Origin of the sequence: Kitasatospora sp. NPDC056446, assembly GCF_042796115.1 — a bacterium.
Classification (GTDB): Bacteria; Actinomycetota; Actinomycetes; order Streptomycetales; family Streptomycetaceae; genus Kitasatospora.
Map to the genome: position 1 here is coordinate 25345 of NZ_JBHTRF010000002.1, position 17099 is coordinate 42443.

At 75.3% G+C, this 17099-nt stretch carries 15 protein-coding genes; 4 read left to right on the forward strand and 11 right to left on the reverse strand.

Annotated features, from left to right (window positions below; translation table 11 throughout):
* Window position 1 precedes the first annotated feature (1 nt).
* The 11 genes from ACFQ6N_RS01735 to ACFQ6N_RS01785 form a co-directional block, all read right to left on the reverse strand.
* On the reverse strand, window positions 2–442 hold the full coding sequence (locus tag ACFQ6N_RS01735; protein ID WP_380646178.1) for a nuclear transport factor 2 family protein: 441 nt from the start codon (window positions 440–442) through the stop codon (window positions 2–4).
* A 2-nt stretch (window positions 443–444) separates the two neighbouring features.
* Window positions 445–1227 (reverse strand): cyclase family protein, encoded by a 783-nt coding sequence (locus ACFQ6N_RS01740; protein ID WP_380646179.1) that lies wholly within the window; start codon window positions 1225–1227, stop codon window positions 445–447.
* Window positions 1228–1281: 54 nt separating this feature from the next.
* Window positions 1282–2529: an FAD-dependent monooxygenase gene (locus tag ACFQ6N_RS01745; RefSeq protein WP_380646180.1), complete on the reverse strand. Its 1248-nt coding sequence runs from the start codon at window positions 2527–2529 to the stop codon at window positions 1282–1284.
* Window positions 2530–2566: 37 nt separating this feature from the next.
* On the reverse strand, window positions 2567–3325 hold the full coding sequence (locus tag ACFQ6N_RS01750; protein WP_380646181.1) for an SDR family oxidoreductase: 759 nt from the start codon (window positions 3323–3325) through the stop codon (window positions 2567–2569).
* A gap of 147 nt (window positions 3326–3472) precedes the next feature.
* Window positions 3473–3730 (reverse strand): acyl carrier protein, encoded by a 258-nt coding sequence (locus ACFQ6N_RS01755; RefSeq protein ID WP_380646182.1) that lies wholly within the window; start codon window positions 3728–3730, stop codon window positions 3473–3475.
* Window positions 3731–3873: 143 nt separating this feature from the next.
* Window positions 3874–5091 (reverse strand): ketosynthase chain-length factor, encoded by a 1218-nt coding sequence (locus ACFQ6N_RS01760; RefSeq protein ID WP_380646183.1) that lies wholly within the window; start codon window positions 5089–5091, stop codon window positions 3874–3876.
* On the reverse strand, window positions 5088–6356 hold the full coding sequence (locus ACFQ6N_RS01765) for a beta-ketoacyl-[acyl-carrier-protein] synthase family protein (protein WP_380646184.1): 1269 nt from the start codon (window positions 6354–6356) through the stop codon (window positions 5088–5090). Before ACFQ6N_RS01765 ends, ACFQ6N_RS01760 begins: the two co-directional genes overlap by 4 nt.
* Complete coding sequence (locus ACFQ6N_RS01770) at window positions 6353–8056, reverse strand: FAD-dependent oxidoreductase (RefSeq protein WP_380646185.1); 1704 nt, start codon at window positions 8054–8056, stop codon at window positions 6353–6355. The genes ACFQ6N_RS01765 and ACFQ6N_RS01770 overlap by 4 nt, the downstream gene beginning before the upstream one ends.
* Before the next feature lie 29 nt (window positions 8057–8085).
* Window positions 8086–8379 (reverse strand): antibiotic biosynthesis monooxygenase family protein, encoded by a 294-nt coding sequence (locus ACFQ6N_RS01775; RefSeq protein WP_380646186.1) that lies wholly within the window; start codon window positions 8377–8379, stop codon window positions 8086–8088.
* Window positions 8380–8461: 82 nt separating this feature from the next.
* Window positions 8462–10039: a class I adenylate-forming enzyme family protein gene (locus ACFQ6N_RS01780; protein ID WP_380646187.1), complete on the reverse strand. Its 1578-nt coding sequence runs from the start codon at window positions 10037–10039 to the stop codon at window positions 8462–8464.
* Window positions 10032–10985 (reverse strand): aromatase/cyclase, encoded by a 954-nt coding sequence (locus ACFQ6N_RS01785; protein WP_380646188.1) that lies wholly within the window; start codon window positions 10983–10985, stop codon window positions 10032–10034. The genes ACFQ6N_RS01780 and ACFQ6N_RS01785 overlap by 8 nt, the downstream gene beginning before the upstream one ends.
* A gap of 244 nt (window positions 10986–11229) precedes the next feature.
* Here ACFQ6N_RS01785 and ACFQ6N_RS01790 point away from each other — a divergent pair, with 244 nt between their 5' ends.
* The 4 genes from ACFQ6N_RS01790 (at window position 11230) to ACFQ6N_RS01805 (ending at window position 17080) form a co-directional block, all read left to right on the forward strand.
* Complete coding sequence (locus ACFQ6N_RS01790) at window positions 11230–12165, forward strand: aldo/keto reductase (protein ID WP_380646189.1); 936 nt, start codon at window positions 11230–11232, stop codon at window positions 12163–12165.
* Window positions 12166–12248: 83 nt separating this feature from the next.
* Window positions 12249–13241, forward strand: coding sequence for a hypothetical protein (locus ACFQ6N_RS01795; RefSeq protein ID WP_380646190.1), 993 nt, complete (start codon window positions 12249–12251; stop codon window positions 13239–13241).
* Window positions 13238–13969 carry an ABC transporter permease gene (locus ACFQ6N_RS01800; protein WP_380646191.1) on the forward strand — a complete coding sequence of 244 codons (732 nt, stop codon included), beginning with the start codon at window positions 13238–13240 and terminating at the stop codon, window positions 13967–13969. Before ACFQ6N_RS01795 ends, ACFQ6N_RS01800 begins: the two co-directional genes overlap by 4 nt.
* A gap of 36 nt (window positions 13970–14005) precedes the next feature.
* Window positions 14006–17080, forward strand: coding sequence for an amino acid adenylation domain-containing protein (locus ACFQ6N_RS01805; protein WP_380646193.1), 3075 nt, complete (start codon window positions 14006–14008; stop codon window positions 17078–17080).
* The last annotated feature ends 19 nt before the right edge of the window (window positions 17081–17099 follow it).

Below are 17099 nucleotides of genomic sequence, written 5' to 3' on the forward strand. Positions count from 1 at the left end.
GTCAGCCCAGGTCGTCGCGGGAGACCCGGCGCTCACGGATCAGCAGCACGCCGTCCTCGACGACGAACACGTCCTCGCAGACGCAGCTGAGGTGCAGCCGGGCCTGGCCCCCGCGCGGCGTGACGATGATCTGCGCGTAGCACCGCACGAAGACGGTGCCGTCCTCCCGCGGGTGCACCGCGACCATGCCGTGCCAGTGCCGGCGCTGCTCGCCCTTCTCCCGGTACTCGCCGTGCGCCCGCTCGACGCCGGCCACCAGCGTCGCCCGGCCGCGCAGCGGCTCGGGGGCGTTCGGCGGGAAGAAGGCGCCGTCCTCGGTGAAGTCGGCGGCCCACTCGGCCGCCTTGCCCTCGTCCAGCAGGTGGAAGTGCCGGGCGTAGAACTGCTCGACCCCGGCCCGCAGTTCGACGAGCCCGGCCGGTGCGCTGTAGGTCTGTCCCATGATCAGTCCTCGTCCTCGAAGATGGCGACGGCGCGGGTCCAGCCGGCACCGGCGCCGGCCACCTTGAACGGGTAGCAGACCACGGTGAAGCCGAACGGCTTGGGCAGGGTGTCCAGGTTGGCCAGGCGCTCGATGTGGCAGTACTCGCGCTCGCGGCCGAGGAAGTGGGCCGGCCACAGCACGCCCTGGTCCTGGGTCTGGTGGTAGCGGGTGATCATGTCGCCGAACGGGGCGTCCACGCTGAACGCGTCGGTGCCGATCACCTTGACGCCGTAGTCGAGCAGCAGCTCGGTGGCCGAGCGGTCCAGGCCGACGAACTCCGAGAAGTACATCGGGGTGCCGACCCACTCGGAGGCGCGGGTGCGCAGCAGGGCGATGTCCATCGGCTGCGGGGTGTAGCCGATGCGGTCCAGCTCGGCCTTCACGTAGGCCGCGTCGGCGACCTGCTCCTCGACCCCGGTGAGGTCGAGCACGAAGCCGGGGCGGTGGAACCAGTCCAGCGGGAGCTGGTCGATGGTGCGCGGGACGCCGTCCCCGTACGCCACGGTGGAGCCGTAGTGCGAGGGCGCGTCCACGTGGGTGCCGGTGTGCGAGGTCAGCTTCAGGGTGTCGATCGAGAGGAGCTCGCCGTTCGGCAGGTCGTCCGGCGAGATCTCCAGGCCGAACTCCTTCATCTCCTCGGCCATGTGGGCGGCGCCCTGGGCCGGGGTCATGATCTCGTGGATCACCGGGTCCGGCTCCCAGGCCTGGGCGTCGACGGCCACCGAGATGTCAATGATCTTCATGCTGAGTGCTCCTGAGCGGTCGGATGGGTTCGGTCGTGGTCCGGCGGCCCGGGATCAGGCCGCCGCGAAGAGGTCGGTGCGGACCCGGATGCCCGGATTGCCGAAGGCGATCCGGCGGGTGATCCGGGCCCCGACCGGGGTGCGCCCGATCAGGCCGGCCACCGCCGGGCGGATCAGGTCGGCCACCGGGTTGGGCTCCGCGAACATGCCCTTGGCCTGCATCTTCTGCATCTTCAGGACGCGCTCGATGTCGGGCCGCCGGACGCGTTCGAAGGCGGACAGGGCCTCGGCGCCGGCGTCGCCGCTGTCCAGGGCGCGCAGCACCACCGGGTGGGCGAGCACCGCGTCCTGGAGGGCCAGGTTGATGCCCTGGGCGCCGAGCGGGCCCAGGGTGTGGGCCGCGTCGCCGATCAGCAGCAGCCCGTCGGCGGCCCAGCGTTCGGCCGAGCCCGCGAAGACGTCCAGCAGGCTCAGCCGCTTGACGGAGTCGAGCTGCTCCCCGATCGGCTCGGCCAGCTCGGGCAGCGCGGCGCACAGCCGGGCCCGCACGGCCGGCAGGCCCTCCCGGGCCAGCTCGCCGTAGCCGCCGTGCGGCAGGCACCAGCCGATCTGCAGCCGGTCCGGGTGGGAGTCGTGGACGATCGCCGCGCTGCCGCCGGTGCGGAAGATCCGGACCTTGCCGGTGGCCGCGCCGGGGGCGTGCAGTTTGAACCAGAGCACGTCCTGTTCGAAGACGTCCAGCCGGCCGGCGTCGATCCCGGCGAGCCGGCGCGCCTTGGAGTGGCGGCCGTCGGCGGCGACCACCAACCCGGCGTCCACCCGGACCGGTTCACCGCCGTCGGCCGCCCCGGCCACCGCCGCGGCCAGCACCCCGGCCACCGCGCCGTCACCGTCCCGGACCAGCTCCCGCAGGCGGTGCCCGGCCAGGTGCCGGAAGGTGTCGAACTCCTCGCAGGCCGCGAGCAGTCCGGCCAGCAGATGGTGCTGCGGCAGGCTCAGCAGCCGGTTGTGCGGGCCGGGCAGCCGGGTGTAGTCGATATCCATCAACACCCGCTTCCCGTCGCACAGTTGGAAGCCGGTGAGCTCGCAGCCGCCGCGCCGGCGGACCGCGTCGAGCACACCCAGCTCGTCGAGCACCGCCAGCCCGCCCGGCTGCAGGATCTCGCCGCGGTACTCGCGTTCCAGGGAGGTGGCGCGCTCCACCACGGCCACCCGCGCGCCGGAGCGGAGCAGCAGCAGGGCCAGTGCCAGCCCCGCCGGGCCGCCGCCCACCACGCAGACGTCCGTATCGATCCCGTTCACCTGTCTCCGCCCTCCGTCAAAGGTTCCGGCCCGGGGTTCATGGCGCGAGCAGGCCCTGCCCGCCGTCCACCGTGATCGTCTGGCCCCGGATCCAGCCGGCCTCCGGGCGGCAGAGCAGCTCCACCACCCCGGCCACGTCGTCCGGCACGGTGAGCCGGCCGGACGGCGAGCGCTCGGCCATCGCCCGCTCCTGCGGGGTGGGTTCGCCGCCCTTGGCGAGCTTCGCCGTGGACACCGCGTTGACCGCGATGTCCCGGGCGGCGAAGCCGACCGCCAGGTACCGCACCAGGCTCTCCAGCGCGGCCTTGGCCACGCCGCCGGCCAGGTAGCGGGGGACGACCGCGCGGGCCCCGATGCTGGAGACCGCGATGATCCGGCCGCCCGCGGGCATCAGCGCGGCCAGCGTCCCGGCGGTGTGGAGCAGCGGGTCCAGCGCGGTCGCCAGGTCCGCGTGCACCCCCGCCGGGTCGGGCTCGCCGGGCGCCATCGGGTGCAGCGAGGAGACGTTGTGGACCAGGATGTCCAGCCGCCCGTCCCGCTCGCCGATCCGCTCCAGCAGGGCGGCCGGCCCGGCCGGGTCGGTGACGTCGGCCCGCGCCGCGACCACCCGGCCGGGCAGCCCGGCCAGTGCGGCCACGGCCGCCGCCGCGTCCTGCTCCCGGTGCGCGTAGTTGAGGTGGACCGTGGCCCCGGCCGCCGCCAGCCGGCGGGCGACCGCCAGGCCGAGGCCCCGGGTGGCGCCGGTGACCAGCGCCACCCGGCCGTCGAGCCGGCCTGGGCTCGGTTCGCTGTGCACTGTGCTCGCTCCTCCCGTCACCGCACGGCGGTCGCCGCGCGGAGGCCACCGCACGGATGCCACCGCGCGGGCCGGTGTTTCCCGGGCCGGACAGGAGGCTGTCAGCGCCGCCTCGAAGCCGGCTCGAAGATCCGTGGCGGACGGCTGTCAGCCGACCCGGGCCGCCAGCGCCTCGTTGACCATCTCCAGCAGCCGGCCGATCGTCGCGGCCTCGGTGACCACGCTGTCCGGCAGGCTGACGTCGTACTCGCGCTCGATCCGGGTGGCGGTCTCCAGCAGCGCCAGCGAGTCGATGTCCAGGTCGGCGAAGCCGAGGCCGAGGATGTCGCCGTCGAGGAGGCCGTCCCGCTCCCCGACGCCCTCGCGCATGATCCGGCGCAGGTCGTCGACGGTGAATTCGCTCATGGTGTTCCTTTCGCTGCGCCCGGCCGGTGGGCCGGGCTGCCGTGTCGGCGTGGTGCCGCATCGGCCGGGCTGTGGTGGTGTCGGTCGGGCTGTGGTGCGGACGGGCTGTGGGTTCCGGCCGGAGGGCCGGCCGGGCCGTGGCTTCAGGCGGCGGTCAGGCACATCGCGGAGGTGTGCCCGCCCCGGCCCCGCGACAGCACCAGGGCGGTGCGGACCTCGGCCGCCCGCGGCTCGCCCAGGACGAGGTCGAGCCCGTACTCGTCGACGGGCCGCCCGACGTGGACGGTGGGCGGGATGACCCCGTCCCGGATGGACAGCAGGGCTGCCGCGAGGTCCAGCGGGGCGCCGCCCGCGTACAGCCGTCCGGTCATCGTCTTCGGCGCGGTCACCGGGACGCCGCGCTCGCCGAAGACCCCGGCCAGCGCCGCCGCCTCCGCGGCGTCCGCGTCCGGGAGCCCGGCGGCGTCCGCGAACACCACGTCGACGTCGCCGGGTTCGAGCCCGGCGTCGGCCAGCGCGGCCCCGATCACCCGCCGCAGGGCCGGCGGCCGGCCGGAGCCGGGCCGCGGGTCGAAGCCCGAGGCGTACCCGGCGACCTCGCCGTACACCCGGGCCGCGCCGCGGGCCGCGGCGTGCGCGGCGTCCTCGACCACGAGGATCGCCCCGCCCTCGCCGGGGACGTAGCCGTCGGCCTCGTGGTCGAACGGCAGGTAGGCGCGCTCCGGGGCCCGGCGGGTGCTGATCCCGCCGCCGGCCAGGTGGGCGATCCAGGCCCACGGGCAGAGCGAGCTGTCCACCCCGCCGGTGACCATCAGTCCGGTGCCCTGGCGGACCGCCCGGCGGGCCCCGGCCACCGCGTCCAGGCCGCCGGCCTGGTCGGAGACCACCGCGCCGCTCGGGCCGCGCAGGCCGTGCCGGATGGAGATCTGACCGGTGTTCACCGCGCAGAACCACGCGAAGGACTGGTAGGCGCTGACGTACTTGGGCCCCCGGGCCCAGAGCGCCTCCAGCTCCCGCTGGCCGAACTCGAAGCCGCCCGAGCTGCTGGCCGTCACCACGCCGGCCCCGTACTCCGGGAGTCCGGCCGGGTCGATGCCGGCGTCGGCGATCGCCCAGTCGGCGGCGGTCAGGGACAGCTGGGTGACCCGGTCGGTCTGCGGCAGCAGCTTGGCCGGCAGGTGCTCGGCGGCCTCGAAACCCTTGATCTCACCGGCCACTTGGGACGGGTAGCCGGACGGGTCGAAGCGTTCCACCCGGCCGAGGCCGCTGCGGCCGCTCAGGACCGCCGCCCAGTACTCGTCCAGGCCGACGCCGTTCGGCGCCAGCACGCCCAGCCCGGTGACCACGGTGCGCACGGTCATGCCGCCACCGCCGTCGGCCGGCGCAGCACCATGGCGCTCTGGAAGCCGCCGAAGCCGCTGCCCACGGTCAGCACCGCGTCCAGCCGGGCGTCCCGGGCGGTCAGCGGCACGTAGTCCAGGTCGCACTCGGGGTCGCGTTCGTGCAGGTTGGCCGTCGGCGGCACCACCGAGTGGGCGATCGCCAGCGCGCAGGCGGCGATCTCGATCGCGCCGATCGCCCCCAGGGAGTGGCCGACCATCGACTTGATCGAGCTCACCGGCGTCCGGTACGCGTGGTCGCCGAGGCTGCGCTTGAACGCGGCGGTCTCGTGCCGGTCGTTCTGCCGGGTGCCGGAGCCGTGCGCGTTGACGTAGTCGATCGCGGTCGGGTCCAGCCGGGCCTGCGCCAGGGCCTCGTCGACGGCCGCGGCCATCTCCCGCCCCTCGGGGTGGAGGCCGGTCATGTGGTACGCGTTGCTGCGGGTGGCGTAGCCGCCGAGCTCGGCGTACGGGCGGGCGCCGCGGCGCCGGGCGTGCTCGGCACTCTCCAGCACCACCACCGCGCTGCCCTCGCCGAGGACGAAGCCGTTGCGGGTGTTGTCGAACGGCCGGGAGGCGTGCGCCGGGTCGTCGTTGCGCGGCGAGGTGGCCCGGATCGCGTCGAAGCAGGCGACGGTGATCGGGGTGATCGGCGCGTCGGTCGCCCCCGCGACCACCACGTCCACCACGCCCTCGCGGATCAGCTGGGCGGCGTGGCCGATCGCGTCGATGCCCGAGGTGCAGCCGGTGGAGACCATGCTCACCGGGCCCTCCGCGCCGACCGACCAGGCCAGTTCGGCCGCCATCGAGCTGGGGATGAACTGGTCGTACAGGTGCGGCACGGTGTAGCCGTGGTCCACCAGCCAGTTCGCCCCGCTGTTGCTGGTGACGACGTACTCGCGCTCCAGGCTGGTGCTGCAGCCGACCGCGCTGCCCAGCATCACGCCGATCCGGCCCGGGTCCATCCGGTCGAGGTCCAGCCCGGACTCGGCGACCGCCTCGGCGCCCGCCACCAGGGCGAACTGCGCGGCACGGTCGAGCCGGCGGAGCTCCTGCGGGCCGAGGCCGCTCGCGACCGGGTCGAAGTCGCACTCGGCGGCGATCCGGGACCGGAACCCGTCGGGGTCGAAGAGCGAGATCCCCCGGGTCGCGGTGCGGCCCGCCGTGATCATCTCCCAGAACGCCTTGGTCCCCGTGCCGCCGGGCGCGACCACTCCGATCCCGGTGACGACTACCTGCGTGTTCATGCCTTCCTCTCCCCTGCCCCTGCCGGGGCGCCCGGCGTCCGCCGCCCTCCGCGGCCGACCAGGTGCGCGCCGTCGAGCGCCCGGTCCAGTTCCCGCTGTTCGCTCCGGCCGCCCCGGGCGGCCAGGTACCCGTCCGGCCGGACCAGCAGCCAGCCGCCCGGCCGCGCGGCCAGGGCCCGGCGCAGCCGTCCGTCCGGGTCGGGCAGCGGGACGACGTCGTCCGCGCCGCCGCCGACCGTCCGTACCGACAGCCAGGCGCCGTACCGTTCCCGCGCCTCCCGGCCGAAGCCGGCGTCCCCATGGCCCTCGCCGTCGCCGTCGCCGTCCGCGCCGTGGGCCGGGACGTGCAGCAGGGTCCACCGCGGGTCGCGCAGTTCCGCGGCCAGCTCGGCCGACGCCTCCCCCGGCTCCACGGCCGCCAGGGCCGAGGTGATCCGGTACCCGGGCCGGGGCCCGGCCGGCTCGGACCCTGCGGCGGTGGCGGTGGCGGTGGCGTCGGGCGTGGTCAGCGGCGACTCGGGGTAGCCCAGCGCGAGGCCGGACATGGCGCTGAGCACCGAGTGCTGGATCTTCTCGCGCAGCGGCGTGACGGTCCGCACCACCACGAAGAACACCGGCAGGAACACCCCGGCCAGCGCCGCGCGCAGCGCCACCAGCCGGGTCGCGTTGCGGGTGGACTTCAGCAGTTCGGCGCCGATCGGCAGCCGCTCGGCCTGGTAGCTGTCCAGCAGGGCGTCCCCGCTGTGGCCCTTGACCACCATCGCCAGCTTCCAGGCGAGGTTGTACGCCTCCTGGACGCCGGTGTTCATGCCCTGCCCGGAGGCCGGGCTGTGCACGTGCGCGGCGTCTCCGGCGAGCAGCACCCGGTCGACCCGCATCCGCTCGACCATCCGCTGCTGCGCGGTGAACACCGAGACCCACTCGGGCTCGTCCACCCGCACCGGCCGGCCGAGCGCGGCCGACAGCTTGCGGGCGAAGCGGGCGGCGATCACCGAGCCGTCGCCGTCGTACGCGGTCTCGGCGGTGTCCAGCATCCGCCAGCGGTCGCCGGGCAGGGGGACCAGCATCAGGGTGCCGGCCCCGGCGTGCATCCAGTAGATGCTGTCGGCCGGCAGGTCCACGGTGACCTTGGCGTCGGCCAGCAGCCAGGTGTCGTTGGAGTCGCCGACCAGCCGCAGCCCGAGCGACTTGCGGACGGTGGAGCGGCCGCCGTCGCAGCCGACCAGCCACGGGGTGCGGACGGTCTCCCGCCGGCCGCCGTCGTGGGCGAGGACGACCTCGACCCCGTCGGCGTCCTGGCGCAGCTCCTCCAGCCGGACGCCCCACTCGACCTCGACCCCGGCCCGCTCGACGGCGGCCCGCAGCACCTGTTCGGTGCGGACCTGGTCGATGCTCAGGGTGAACGGGTAGGCGGTCGGGTTGCGACTGTAGTCGGCGTCCAGCCGCACCAGCCGCCGCCCGCCCTTGAACATGGTGAAGCCCTCGATCCGGCGGCCGAGGCCGAGCACCTCGTCCACCACGCCCATCTGCCGGTAGGTCTCCAGCGTGCGGGGGTGGGTCGCGATCGCCCGGCTGGTGGTGGCCGGCCCGGCGGCCGCGTCCACCAGCCGCACGGCGAGGCCGTGCCGGGCCAGCTCGTGCGCGGCCGTCAGGCCGACCGGTCCGGCCCCGACGACGAGCACCTGTCCCTGATTCCTCATCGATCCTCCTGCGTTGGGGCCGGGGCCGCTCAGGCCTGGTGCGCGGTGACGGTCTCGTAGAGGCCGGGCGCGGGCTTGGCGATGACCTGGGCCAGCCGCTTGATCAGCGCCTGGAACTCCTCGGTGCGGACGGCCGCCTGGTGCGACGCGGCGTCGTCCCACTGCGCGACCTCGGCGTACGAGCCGGCCTCGCGCACCGAGCGCAGCAGGGTGTGGCTGCGGTAGCCGGGCCACTGCGACATGAAGGCGTTGAGCTCGGCGGAGATGCTCCGGAACTCCTCCTCGCTGCCGGTCACGGTCAGCTGGTTGATCAGGGTGATCATGGTTTCCTCTTCTCGTCTCTGGGTGGTCGGTTCAGGTCCGGACGGCCGCTCGGCTCCGGACGGCCGGCTCGGCTCCGGACGGTCAGTCGGTGCCGGCCGCCGAGCGGGACCGCAGTTCGGCGCGCAGGATCTTGCCGTTCGGCGAGCGGGGCACGGTGTCGAGCGCGGTGATGTGCCGGATCCGCTCGTAGTAGGCGACCCGGCCGTTGACGAAGTCGGCGATCCGGTCGAGGACGTCGGGCCCGCCGTCCGGGCGGACCACCACGAAGGCGTGGGCCACGCCGTTGCCGAGGCCGTCCGGCCGGTCGACCACCGCGCAGTCCGCGACGGCGGGGTGGCGGGCCAGCTCCTCCTCGATCCGCACCGGTGAGACCAGCCAGTTGTCGTGCTTGAACACGTCCTTGAGCCGGTCCACCAGGTACAGGAAGCCGTCCTCGTCGACCCTGCCGACGTCGCCGGTGGAGAACCAGCCGTCGGCGTCGATGCCGGTGGGCAGCGCCGGGTCCAGGTAGCCCGTCATCACCTGCGGGCCGCGCACCTGCACCTCGCCGCGCTCACCGGGGCCGAGCACCGCCCGGGTGTCCACCTCGACGATCCGGCACTCGGTGCCGGCCACCACCGGGCCCACCGAGCCCGCCCGAGGGTCGTCGATGACGCCCGTGTGGGTCACCGGCGAGGTCTCCGCCAGGCCGTAGCCCTGGAGCACCGGGATGCCGAAGTGGTCCGCCAGCGTCTCGGCGGCGGCCTGCGGCAGCGCGCTGCCGCCGGACAGGACCGCTTCCAGCGACCCGGCCCCCAGCTGCGGCAGCCGGGGGTCGGCGGCCAGCCGGGCCAGCCGCACCGGGAGGCTGAACAGCCGTACGGCGCGGTGCCGTTCGGCGGCGGCGAGGGCCTCCACCGGGTCCTCGCCGGGGCAGAGCACCTGGGTGGCGCCCGCGTGCACCGCCGAGTTGAGGTGCATCAGGTGGTACAGCGGCAGGTGGTTGGCCACCACGGAGGTGTGGTCGATCCGGTGGGCGTGGGCGATCTGGGCGGCGTTCACGGTCAGGTTGCGGTGCGAGAGCACCACGGCCTTGGGCGCGCCGGTGGTGCCGCTGGTGAAGTGCAGGCCCCCGGGGTCCTCCACCCCGGTCGCGGGCGCCGGGTCCGCGGCCCCCTCGCCCGAGGCGAGGAACTCGGCCAGCGTCTCGGCGCCGGCCGCGCCGCCGGGCCCGTCCAGCACCACCACCCGTTCCAGGTCCGGCAGTTGCCCGCGCACCTCGGCCAGCCGGCCGAGCAGTGCGGCGGGCGCGAAGAGCAGCCGGGTCCGGGAGGCGGCCAGCACGTGCCGCAGCCCGGGCGCCGGCAGGTACGGGTTGACGCTGACGATCACCTGGCCGGCCCGGGCGATGCCGTAGTACAGCGCCGCGAACTCCGGGCTGAGCACCGTGGTCGCGCCGACCACCGACCCGTCGCCGGGCAGCGCCGCCGCGATGGCCCGGGCGAACCTGTCCACCTCTGCGTCGAGTTGACGGAACGTCAGACCGCGTTCGCCGCAGACCAGGGCGGTGCGGTCCGGCCAGTTCGCGGCGGCCCGGCGCGGGAGCCGGTCGAGGACGACCGGCTCCGCGGGCGTGCCGAAGACCCGCGGGACGGCCCCGCGGCCGACCGGCTCAGACACCGGCGCGCTCCTCGGCGTGGGCCTTGGCCAGCCGCAGGTTGGTCATGCTGTTGGTGCTGAGCACCCGGCGCAGGTACCTGCGGGCGCCCTCGACCGTGGTGCCCTCGCCGAGCAGCGCGAGCTTGGCCGGGTTGATGGTCACGGTGTGGCGGGAGCTGAGCAGGTGGCCCTCCGGTGTCTCCACCCAGGCCCAGTGGCCGGTGTGCGCGGTCAGCAGCGGCGGCGGGGTGACCTGCTTGTAGACGATCCTGTTCTGCGGCAGGCAGACCCGGACCGAGCGGGTGAAGTGCCCGCGACCGTCCGGCGTCGTGGTGTCCATGTCGAAGAACTGGATGTTCGGGACGTCCTCGGTCATCGTCAGCTTGTGCACGTGCGCCAGCCGCTCGGGCCACTTGTCGGCCTCGTAGAGGATCGCCCAGGAGTCCTCCACCGCGCCGCCGATGAACAGCGGGTCCTCGAAGTCGACCACCAGGCGGTCGAGTTCGTCACCCAGCTCGGCGGCGGCGCGCAGCTCCTCCAGCTGCTTGCGGGAGTGCTTGCCGAGCTCCTCGGCGACCCGCTCGGCGGGCACGTCCGCGTCCGGCAGCATGGTGAACTCGTGGCGGACGGTCGCCGTGCTGGTGCCGTCGCCCTGGTCGGCGAACGACCAGACACCGCCGCTGGACGCCAGCGGGGCCACCGCCGGCTCGTTGGTGAACGAGATGCTCAGACCGGCCCGGTCGAACACCCGGCGGGCGGTCCAGACCCGGACCGCGTTCTCACCGCGCAGCCCCCAGATCCTCAACTCGTCGCGCTCCGGGGACTCCTGGGTCCGCTCGGTGTGCACGACCGGGGTGAAGTACTGCGGCCAGCGGACCGCGTCCTCGATGAGCGCGAAGGCCCGCCGGGCCGGCCCGTCCACCACGATGCTGTACTCGGCCACCATGGGCCCGCTCTTCTCCGTCACGAGGATCCTCCGTCTCGGGTGCGGCGGGGTTCGCGGCTTCCGGCCCCGGACGGCCGACCCCGACGTTTCTCCCCAGGACTCTGGTCACCGGCTCTACACACCCACTGGAGTCGCGGTCGAACACCCCGTCGCCGGATCCCCCCGTCCTCTTCCTCCCGGGATCCAGCCGATCTCTAGGCGGCGCTCCTAGCGTTCCGGCCGACTGTACGAACCGAACGGGGGAACGGCGTTGAGGAAGCGGACCTTGGGCACCGGTCAGGGCCTGGCCACCGGCGCGATCGGCCTGGGGACGCTCGGCCTGGCCGGCGGCTACGGCGGGGTGGACGCCGACGAGGCGGTACGCGCCGTCCGCACCGCCCTGGACCTCGGCACCACCCTGATCGACACCGCCGACTTCTACGGCGGCGGCGAGGTCGAGCGCCTGGTCGGCCGCGCCGTCGCCGGCCGCCGGGACGAGGCGGTGATCGCCACCCGCGGCGGCGCGGTCTTCACCGACGGCGCCCGCCCCACCGCCTTCGACGGCAGCCCCGCGTTCCTGCGCCGCGCCTGCGACGCCTCGCTCGCCCGGCTCGGCACCGACGTCATCGACCTCTACTACCTCGCCCGGCCCGACCCGTCCGTCCCGGTCGAGGAGACCGTCGGCGGCCTGGCCGCCCTGGTCGAGGCCGGGAAGGTCCGGCACATCGGGCTCTCCGAGGTCCCCGCCGGCCTGCTCCGCCGCGCGCACGCCGTCCACCCGGTGACCGCGCTGGAGAGCGAGTACTCCCTCTGGTCGCGCGGCCTGGAGGACGACGTCCTGCCCACCGCCCGCGAACTGGGCGTCGGCCTGGTCGCCCACAGCCCGCTCGGCCGCGGCTTCCTGGCCGGCACGCTCTCCTCCGCCGACCAGCTCGGACCGGCCGACTACCGCCGCCGCCAGGAGCGCTTCGCCACCGGCAACCTGGCCCGCGACCACGCCCGGCTCGAACCGGCCCGCGCGATCGCGCGGCGCCACGGCGTCCCGCTCGCCACCCTCGCCCTGGCCTGGCTGCTCGCCCAGGACCCGCACCTCGTCCCGATCCCCGGCAGCCGCAGCGACGAGCACCTGCGGCAGAACGCCACCGCGTGCGACCTGAGCCTGGACCGCACCGAACTCGACACGCTCGCAGCTGTTCTGACGGTTCGACCGAACGCGTCCTGACCCGAGGGTTCCGGCCCGGCCAGGACGGCCGGCACGCACCGGCCCGGACGAGGCCGGACCCGCCCGACCCCTGGGAGCGCCCCATGCCCCTGTCTCCGTCCCCGGCCCCCGGCCCGGCCGCCCAGGCCTCGCGGGAGGCGGCACCGGACACCCCGGATACCCCGGGTGCCCCGGACGCCCCGGACATCCCGGCCACCCCGGACATCCCGACCGCCCCCGCCGCGGTGCGGCTCGCCGGCCCGCCCTGGGACCTCACCGTCGAACCCGGCACCACCGTGGCCCTGTTCGGCCCCCGCGCCGACGTCACCGCCCTGTTCGACCGGCTGCTCGGACTGCGCCCGGCCGCCGGCCTGAGCGTCCTCGGCCTGCCGCCCGCCGAGGCCGTCCGCACCGCGGCCGCCGCCGGGCTGCCGGCCGGCGGCGGACTGCCCGCGGGCCACACCGTCGCCCAGGTGCTGGCGGTGGCCGGCCGGCTCGGCCCCCGCCCCGCCGACCGCACCGACCTGGCCACCCGCTGCGGCATCGGCGAACTGTCGCGCGTACGCACCGAAGGGCTCCCGGCGGGCGGCAGGGCCCTGGTCCGGCTCGCCGTCGCCCTCGCCCACACGCCCGAGCTGCTGGTGCTCGACCACCCGACCGAAGGGCTCCACGCCGACGACGCGGCCGCGTTCTGGGACGTCGTCCGCGCCCACCGGGGCGAGGACCGCACCGTCCTGCTCGCCGTCGACGACCCGACCGAGGCCGAACGCGTCGCCGACCGGGTCCTGGTGCTCGGCCCGGACGCCGTCCTCGCCGACGCCGCCCCCGGCGAGCTCGCCGCCCGGGTCGAGGGCCGGCTCGTCGCCTTCGAGTCCCCGGACGCCGCGCTCGCCGCGCTGCGGGAGCTCCCCGGCGTGGCCGCCGCCACCGGCACCGCCGGGCAGGAGTTCCGGCTGCTCAGCACCGACTCCGACAGCACCGTGGCCGCCCTGCACACCGCCGGCCTCCGGCCCGCCCGGCTGCGGATCGCCGCCCCCGGCCTGGCCGAGGCGCTCGCCCCGCTGCTGCCCGCCGACCCCGAGGAGACCCCCCGATGACGCTGCTGTACCGGCTGGAGCTCCTGCGGCTGCTCCGCGACCCGACGATGCTGATCTCCATCCTGGTCTCGCCGGTGGTCACCTGCGCCCTGCTCGCCGACGAACTGGTCCGGCAGCCGCCCGACGGCCTCGGCTCCAGGGCCTACGTGCTGGTGTCGATGGCCGCCACCGGCGTGGTCTTCGCCGGACTGTCCGGCACCGCCACCGCCATCGCCAAGGACCGCGGCAGCGGCTGGTACCGCCAGTTGGCCGCCGGCCCGTCCGGCGCGCGCGGCTACCTCGCCATGCGGCTGCTCACCGTCGTCCCGCTCTGCCTGCTCTCGGCCACCGGCGTACTGCTCGTCGGCAGCCGGCTGGACTCCGTCACCATCAGCGGCGCGCACCTGGCCGCCACCGTGCTCGTGCTCTGGGCCGGCTCGGCCGTCTACTGCCTGTTCGGCTGCGCCTGCGGCCTCCTGCTGACCGAGAAGACCGTCGGCCTGCCGGTGCTGGTCGGCGTCTGGGGCTTCAACATCCTCGGCGGGCTGCTCTGGCCGGTCGACACCTTCCCCGGCTGGCTGCGGCTCCCCGCCGAGCTGACGCCCACCTACCACCTCGGCGAGCTGGCCCACCAGGCCCAGCTCGGCGAGACCCCGGGGGCCGTCCACCTCGCCGCCCTCACCGGCTACACGGCGCTCGGCACGGTCCTGCTCGTGCTCGCCCACCGGCGTTCGCGCGCCCGGATCTGACCCCGCACCGCATCACCCGCCGAGGAGGCACCCGACGTGACCGAGCCCTACCAGCGCGCCGACACCATCCACGGACTGTTCGCGTGGAGCGTGCGCCACCACCCCGACCGCACCGCCCTGATCCACGCCGGCCGGCACATCGGCTACGCCCGGCTCGACCGGCTGTCCGACCACTACGCGCACGAGCTGGAGGCCCGCGGCATCGGCCCCGGCGACCACGTCGGCCTCAGCCTGCCCCGCACCCCGACCACCGTCGCGCTACTCCTGGCCGTCCTCAAACGCGGCGCCGCCTACGCCGCCTTCGACCCCGCGTGGCCCCACCGGCGGCGCGGCGAGCTGCTCGACCGCCTGGACGCCCGGCTCCACCTCACCACCCCGGACGACACCCACCCCTGGCCCGTCCCCACCTGGGCGCCCCTGCCGCCCCGGGGCCGCCTGCACACCCACACCGCCCCCGCCGTCCCCGGCGACGCGCCCGCCGCCGTCTGCTTCACCTCGGGTTCCACCGGCACCCCCAAGGGCGTCGTCCTCCCCCACCACGGCACCGCCCGCCTCTACGACCACTGCGCCTTCGCCCCGTACGACAGCACCACGGTGATCCCCCAGCTGTTCCCGCTCCAGTGGGACGGGCCGATCCTCGACCTGTGGGGCCCGCTGCTCTGCGGCGGCACCTCGGTGCTGACCGACGACATCATGCAGCCGCAGCTGCTGCGCACCCTGGTCGCGGACCACGGCGTCAACATGGCGGTGCTGCCCACCGCCGTCTTCAACGTGGTGGTGGACGAGGACGTCGACGCGTTCGAGGGGATCCGCTGGGTGCTCACCGGGAGCGAGACCGTCTCGGTCGAACACATCCGCCGCCTGCTCGACCGGTTCCCGGACATCGAGGTGTCCAACGGCTACGGGCCGGTGGAGTCGACCGCCCTGGTCTCGGCGCACCGGATCACCCCGGCGGACCTCGACGACCCGACCGGCATCCCGATCGGCGTGCCCCTCACCAACAGCGCCGTCCACATCCTCGACGGCGACCGCCCCGTCCCACCCGGCACCACCGGCGAGATCTGCCTCTCCGGGCACGGCCTCGCCCACGGCTACCTCGACAACCCCGACCTCACCGAGGAGAAGTTCACCACCCTCACCCTCGACGGCCGGCCCACCCGGGTCTACCGCACCGGCGACCTCGGCCACCGCGGCCCCGACGGGACCCTCCACTACGGCGGCCGCAACGACCGCCAGGTCAAGATCCGCGGACACCGGATCGAACCCGGCGAGATCGAACAGGCCACCCACCGGATCCCGGGCATCCACCGCGCCGCCGTCACCCCGGTCACCGACGCCCAGGGCCGGCCCGCCGACCTCGTCCTGCACTACGTCACCGACCCCGACCTGCCGGTCGGCCCCGACACCGTCAGGGCCGCCCTCACCGACCGGCTCCCCGGCTACCTCGTCCCCCGCCACATCCGGCGCCTCCCCACCCTCCCGCTCACCCGCAACGGGAAGGTCGACCACCGGGCCCTCGCCGCCCACCACCCCGCGCCCGGGAACCCTGCCTCGGGCGGCGCCGGTTCGGGGGGCGCCACTTCGGGTGGCGCCGCCGCCCCGGGGGACACCCCCGCCGAGGACCCGGCGGACACCCCCCGCACCACCCTCGACCGGATCACCCACGCCTTCGCCCGGCTCACCCCCGACGCCGCCGGGAACAGCGACGCGGACTTCTTCGCCCTCGGCGGGAACAGCCTCGACGCCGCCCGGCTCGCCAACCGCCTCACCCGGCTCCTCGACCACCCCGTCCCGGTGTCCCAGATCTACCGCACCCCCACCCCCGCCGGCCTCCACCACTGGCTCGGCACCCGGAGCCCCGCCGCTCCCCCGGAGCAGCCCCCGGCCGACGCGTCCCCGGCCGGCATCCCGCTCGCCACCGGCCAGGCCACCTTCGCCCACGCCACCCCCACCACCGTCTGCCTCCTCACCTGGCGGATCACCGGCCCCCTCGACACCGCTGCCCTCACCCTGGCCCTCACCGACGTCCACCACCGCCACCAGACCCTCCACGCCCGGTACCACCCCACCGAGCCGCCCACCGCCACCGTCCCCGACCACCCCGCCGCCCCCGACCTCCGGCACCTCCCGGCCACCGGCCCCGACGAGGCCCTCGCCGCCACCGACCGCCACCTCCGCCGGCCCCTCGCCCCCGCCACCGGCCGCAACTGGCGCGCCGCCCTCACCCGGACCGGCCCCGACACCCACCTCCTCGGCCTCGGCATCCACCACATCGCCTTCGACGGATGGTCCGAGACCGTCCTCGTCGACGACCTCGGCACCGCCTACCGGGCCCGCCTCGACGGCACCCCGCCCGCCTGGCCGGGGCCCGCCCCCACCCTCGACCTGATCCACCGCGAACAGACCGCCCACACCCCCGACCTCGCCCCCCAGCGGAGCTACTGGCGCGACCGGCTCCGCACCCTCCCCAAGCTCCGGCTCCCCGGCGTCCCCGCCGCCCCGCTCGCCCCGACCGGCCCCACCCACGGCACCGAGCACGCCATGCCCGAGCGCCTCCTCCACGCCTGGGACACCTCCGGCCGCACCGCGTTCGCCCAGCACATCGCCGTCTACACCGAGGTCCTCCACCGCCTCACCGGCCAGACCGACATCGGCATCGTCACCCCCGTCGCCAAGCGCGGACTGCACCACCTCGACCGCGCCGTCACCAGCCGGATCAACCCCCTCGTCCTGCGCACCGCCCCCCGCCGGGACCCGGCCCCCGTCATCAACGAGGCCCTCGCCCACCAGGACCTCCCCTTCACCGAGACCATCGGCGAACTCGGCCGGGCCCGGCCCGACGTCCACAACCTGATCACCCTGCCGCTCTTCCTCCTCCAGGACTTCGAGCGCGCGGCCCTCGCGCTCGCCGGCTGCTCGGTCGAGCTCGCCGAGGACCGCCTCGCCCAGGACCAGGGCACCCCGCTGGCGGTGGAGGCCTTCCGCCACCCGGCCGGGCGGCTCCGGGTGACGGTACGGACCGACGTCCTGCCCGCCGCCTTCGCCGACACCGTCGCCGAGCTCTACCTCGCCACCCTCGCGGCCGGCCCGGAAGCCCTCCTCGGCGGTTGACCGGAAGCCGCCCGCACCG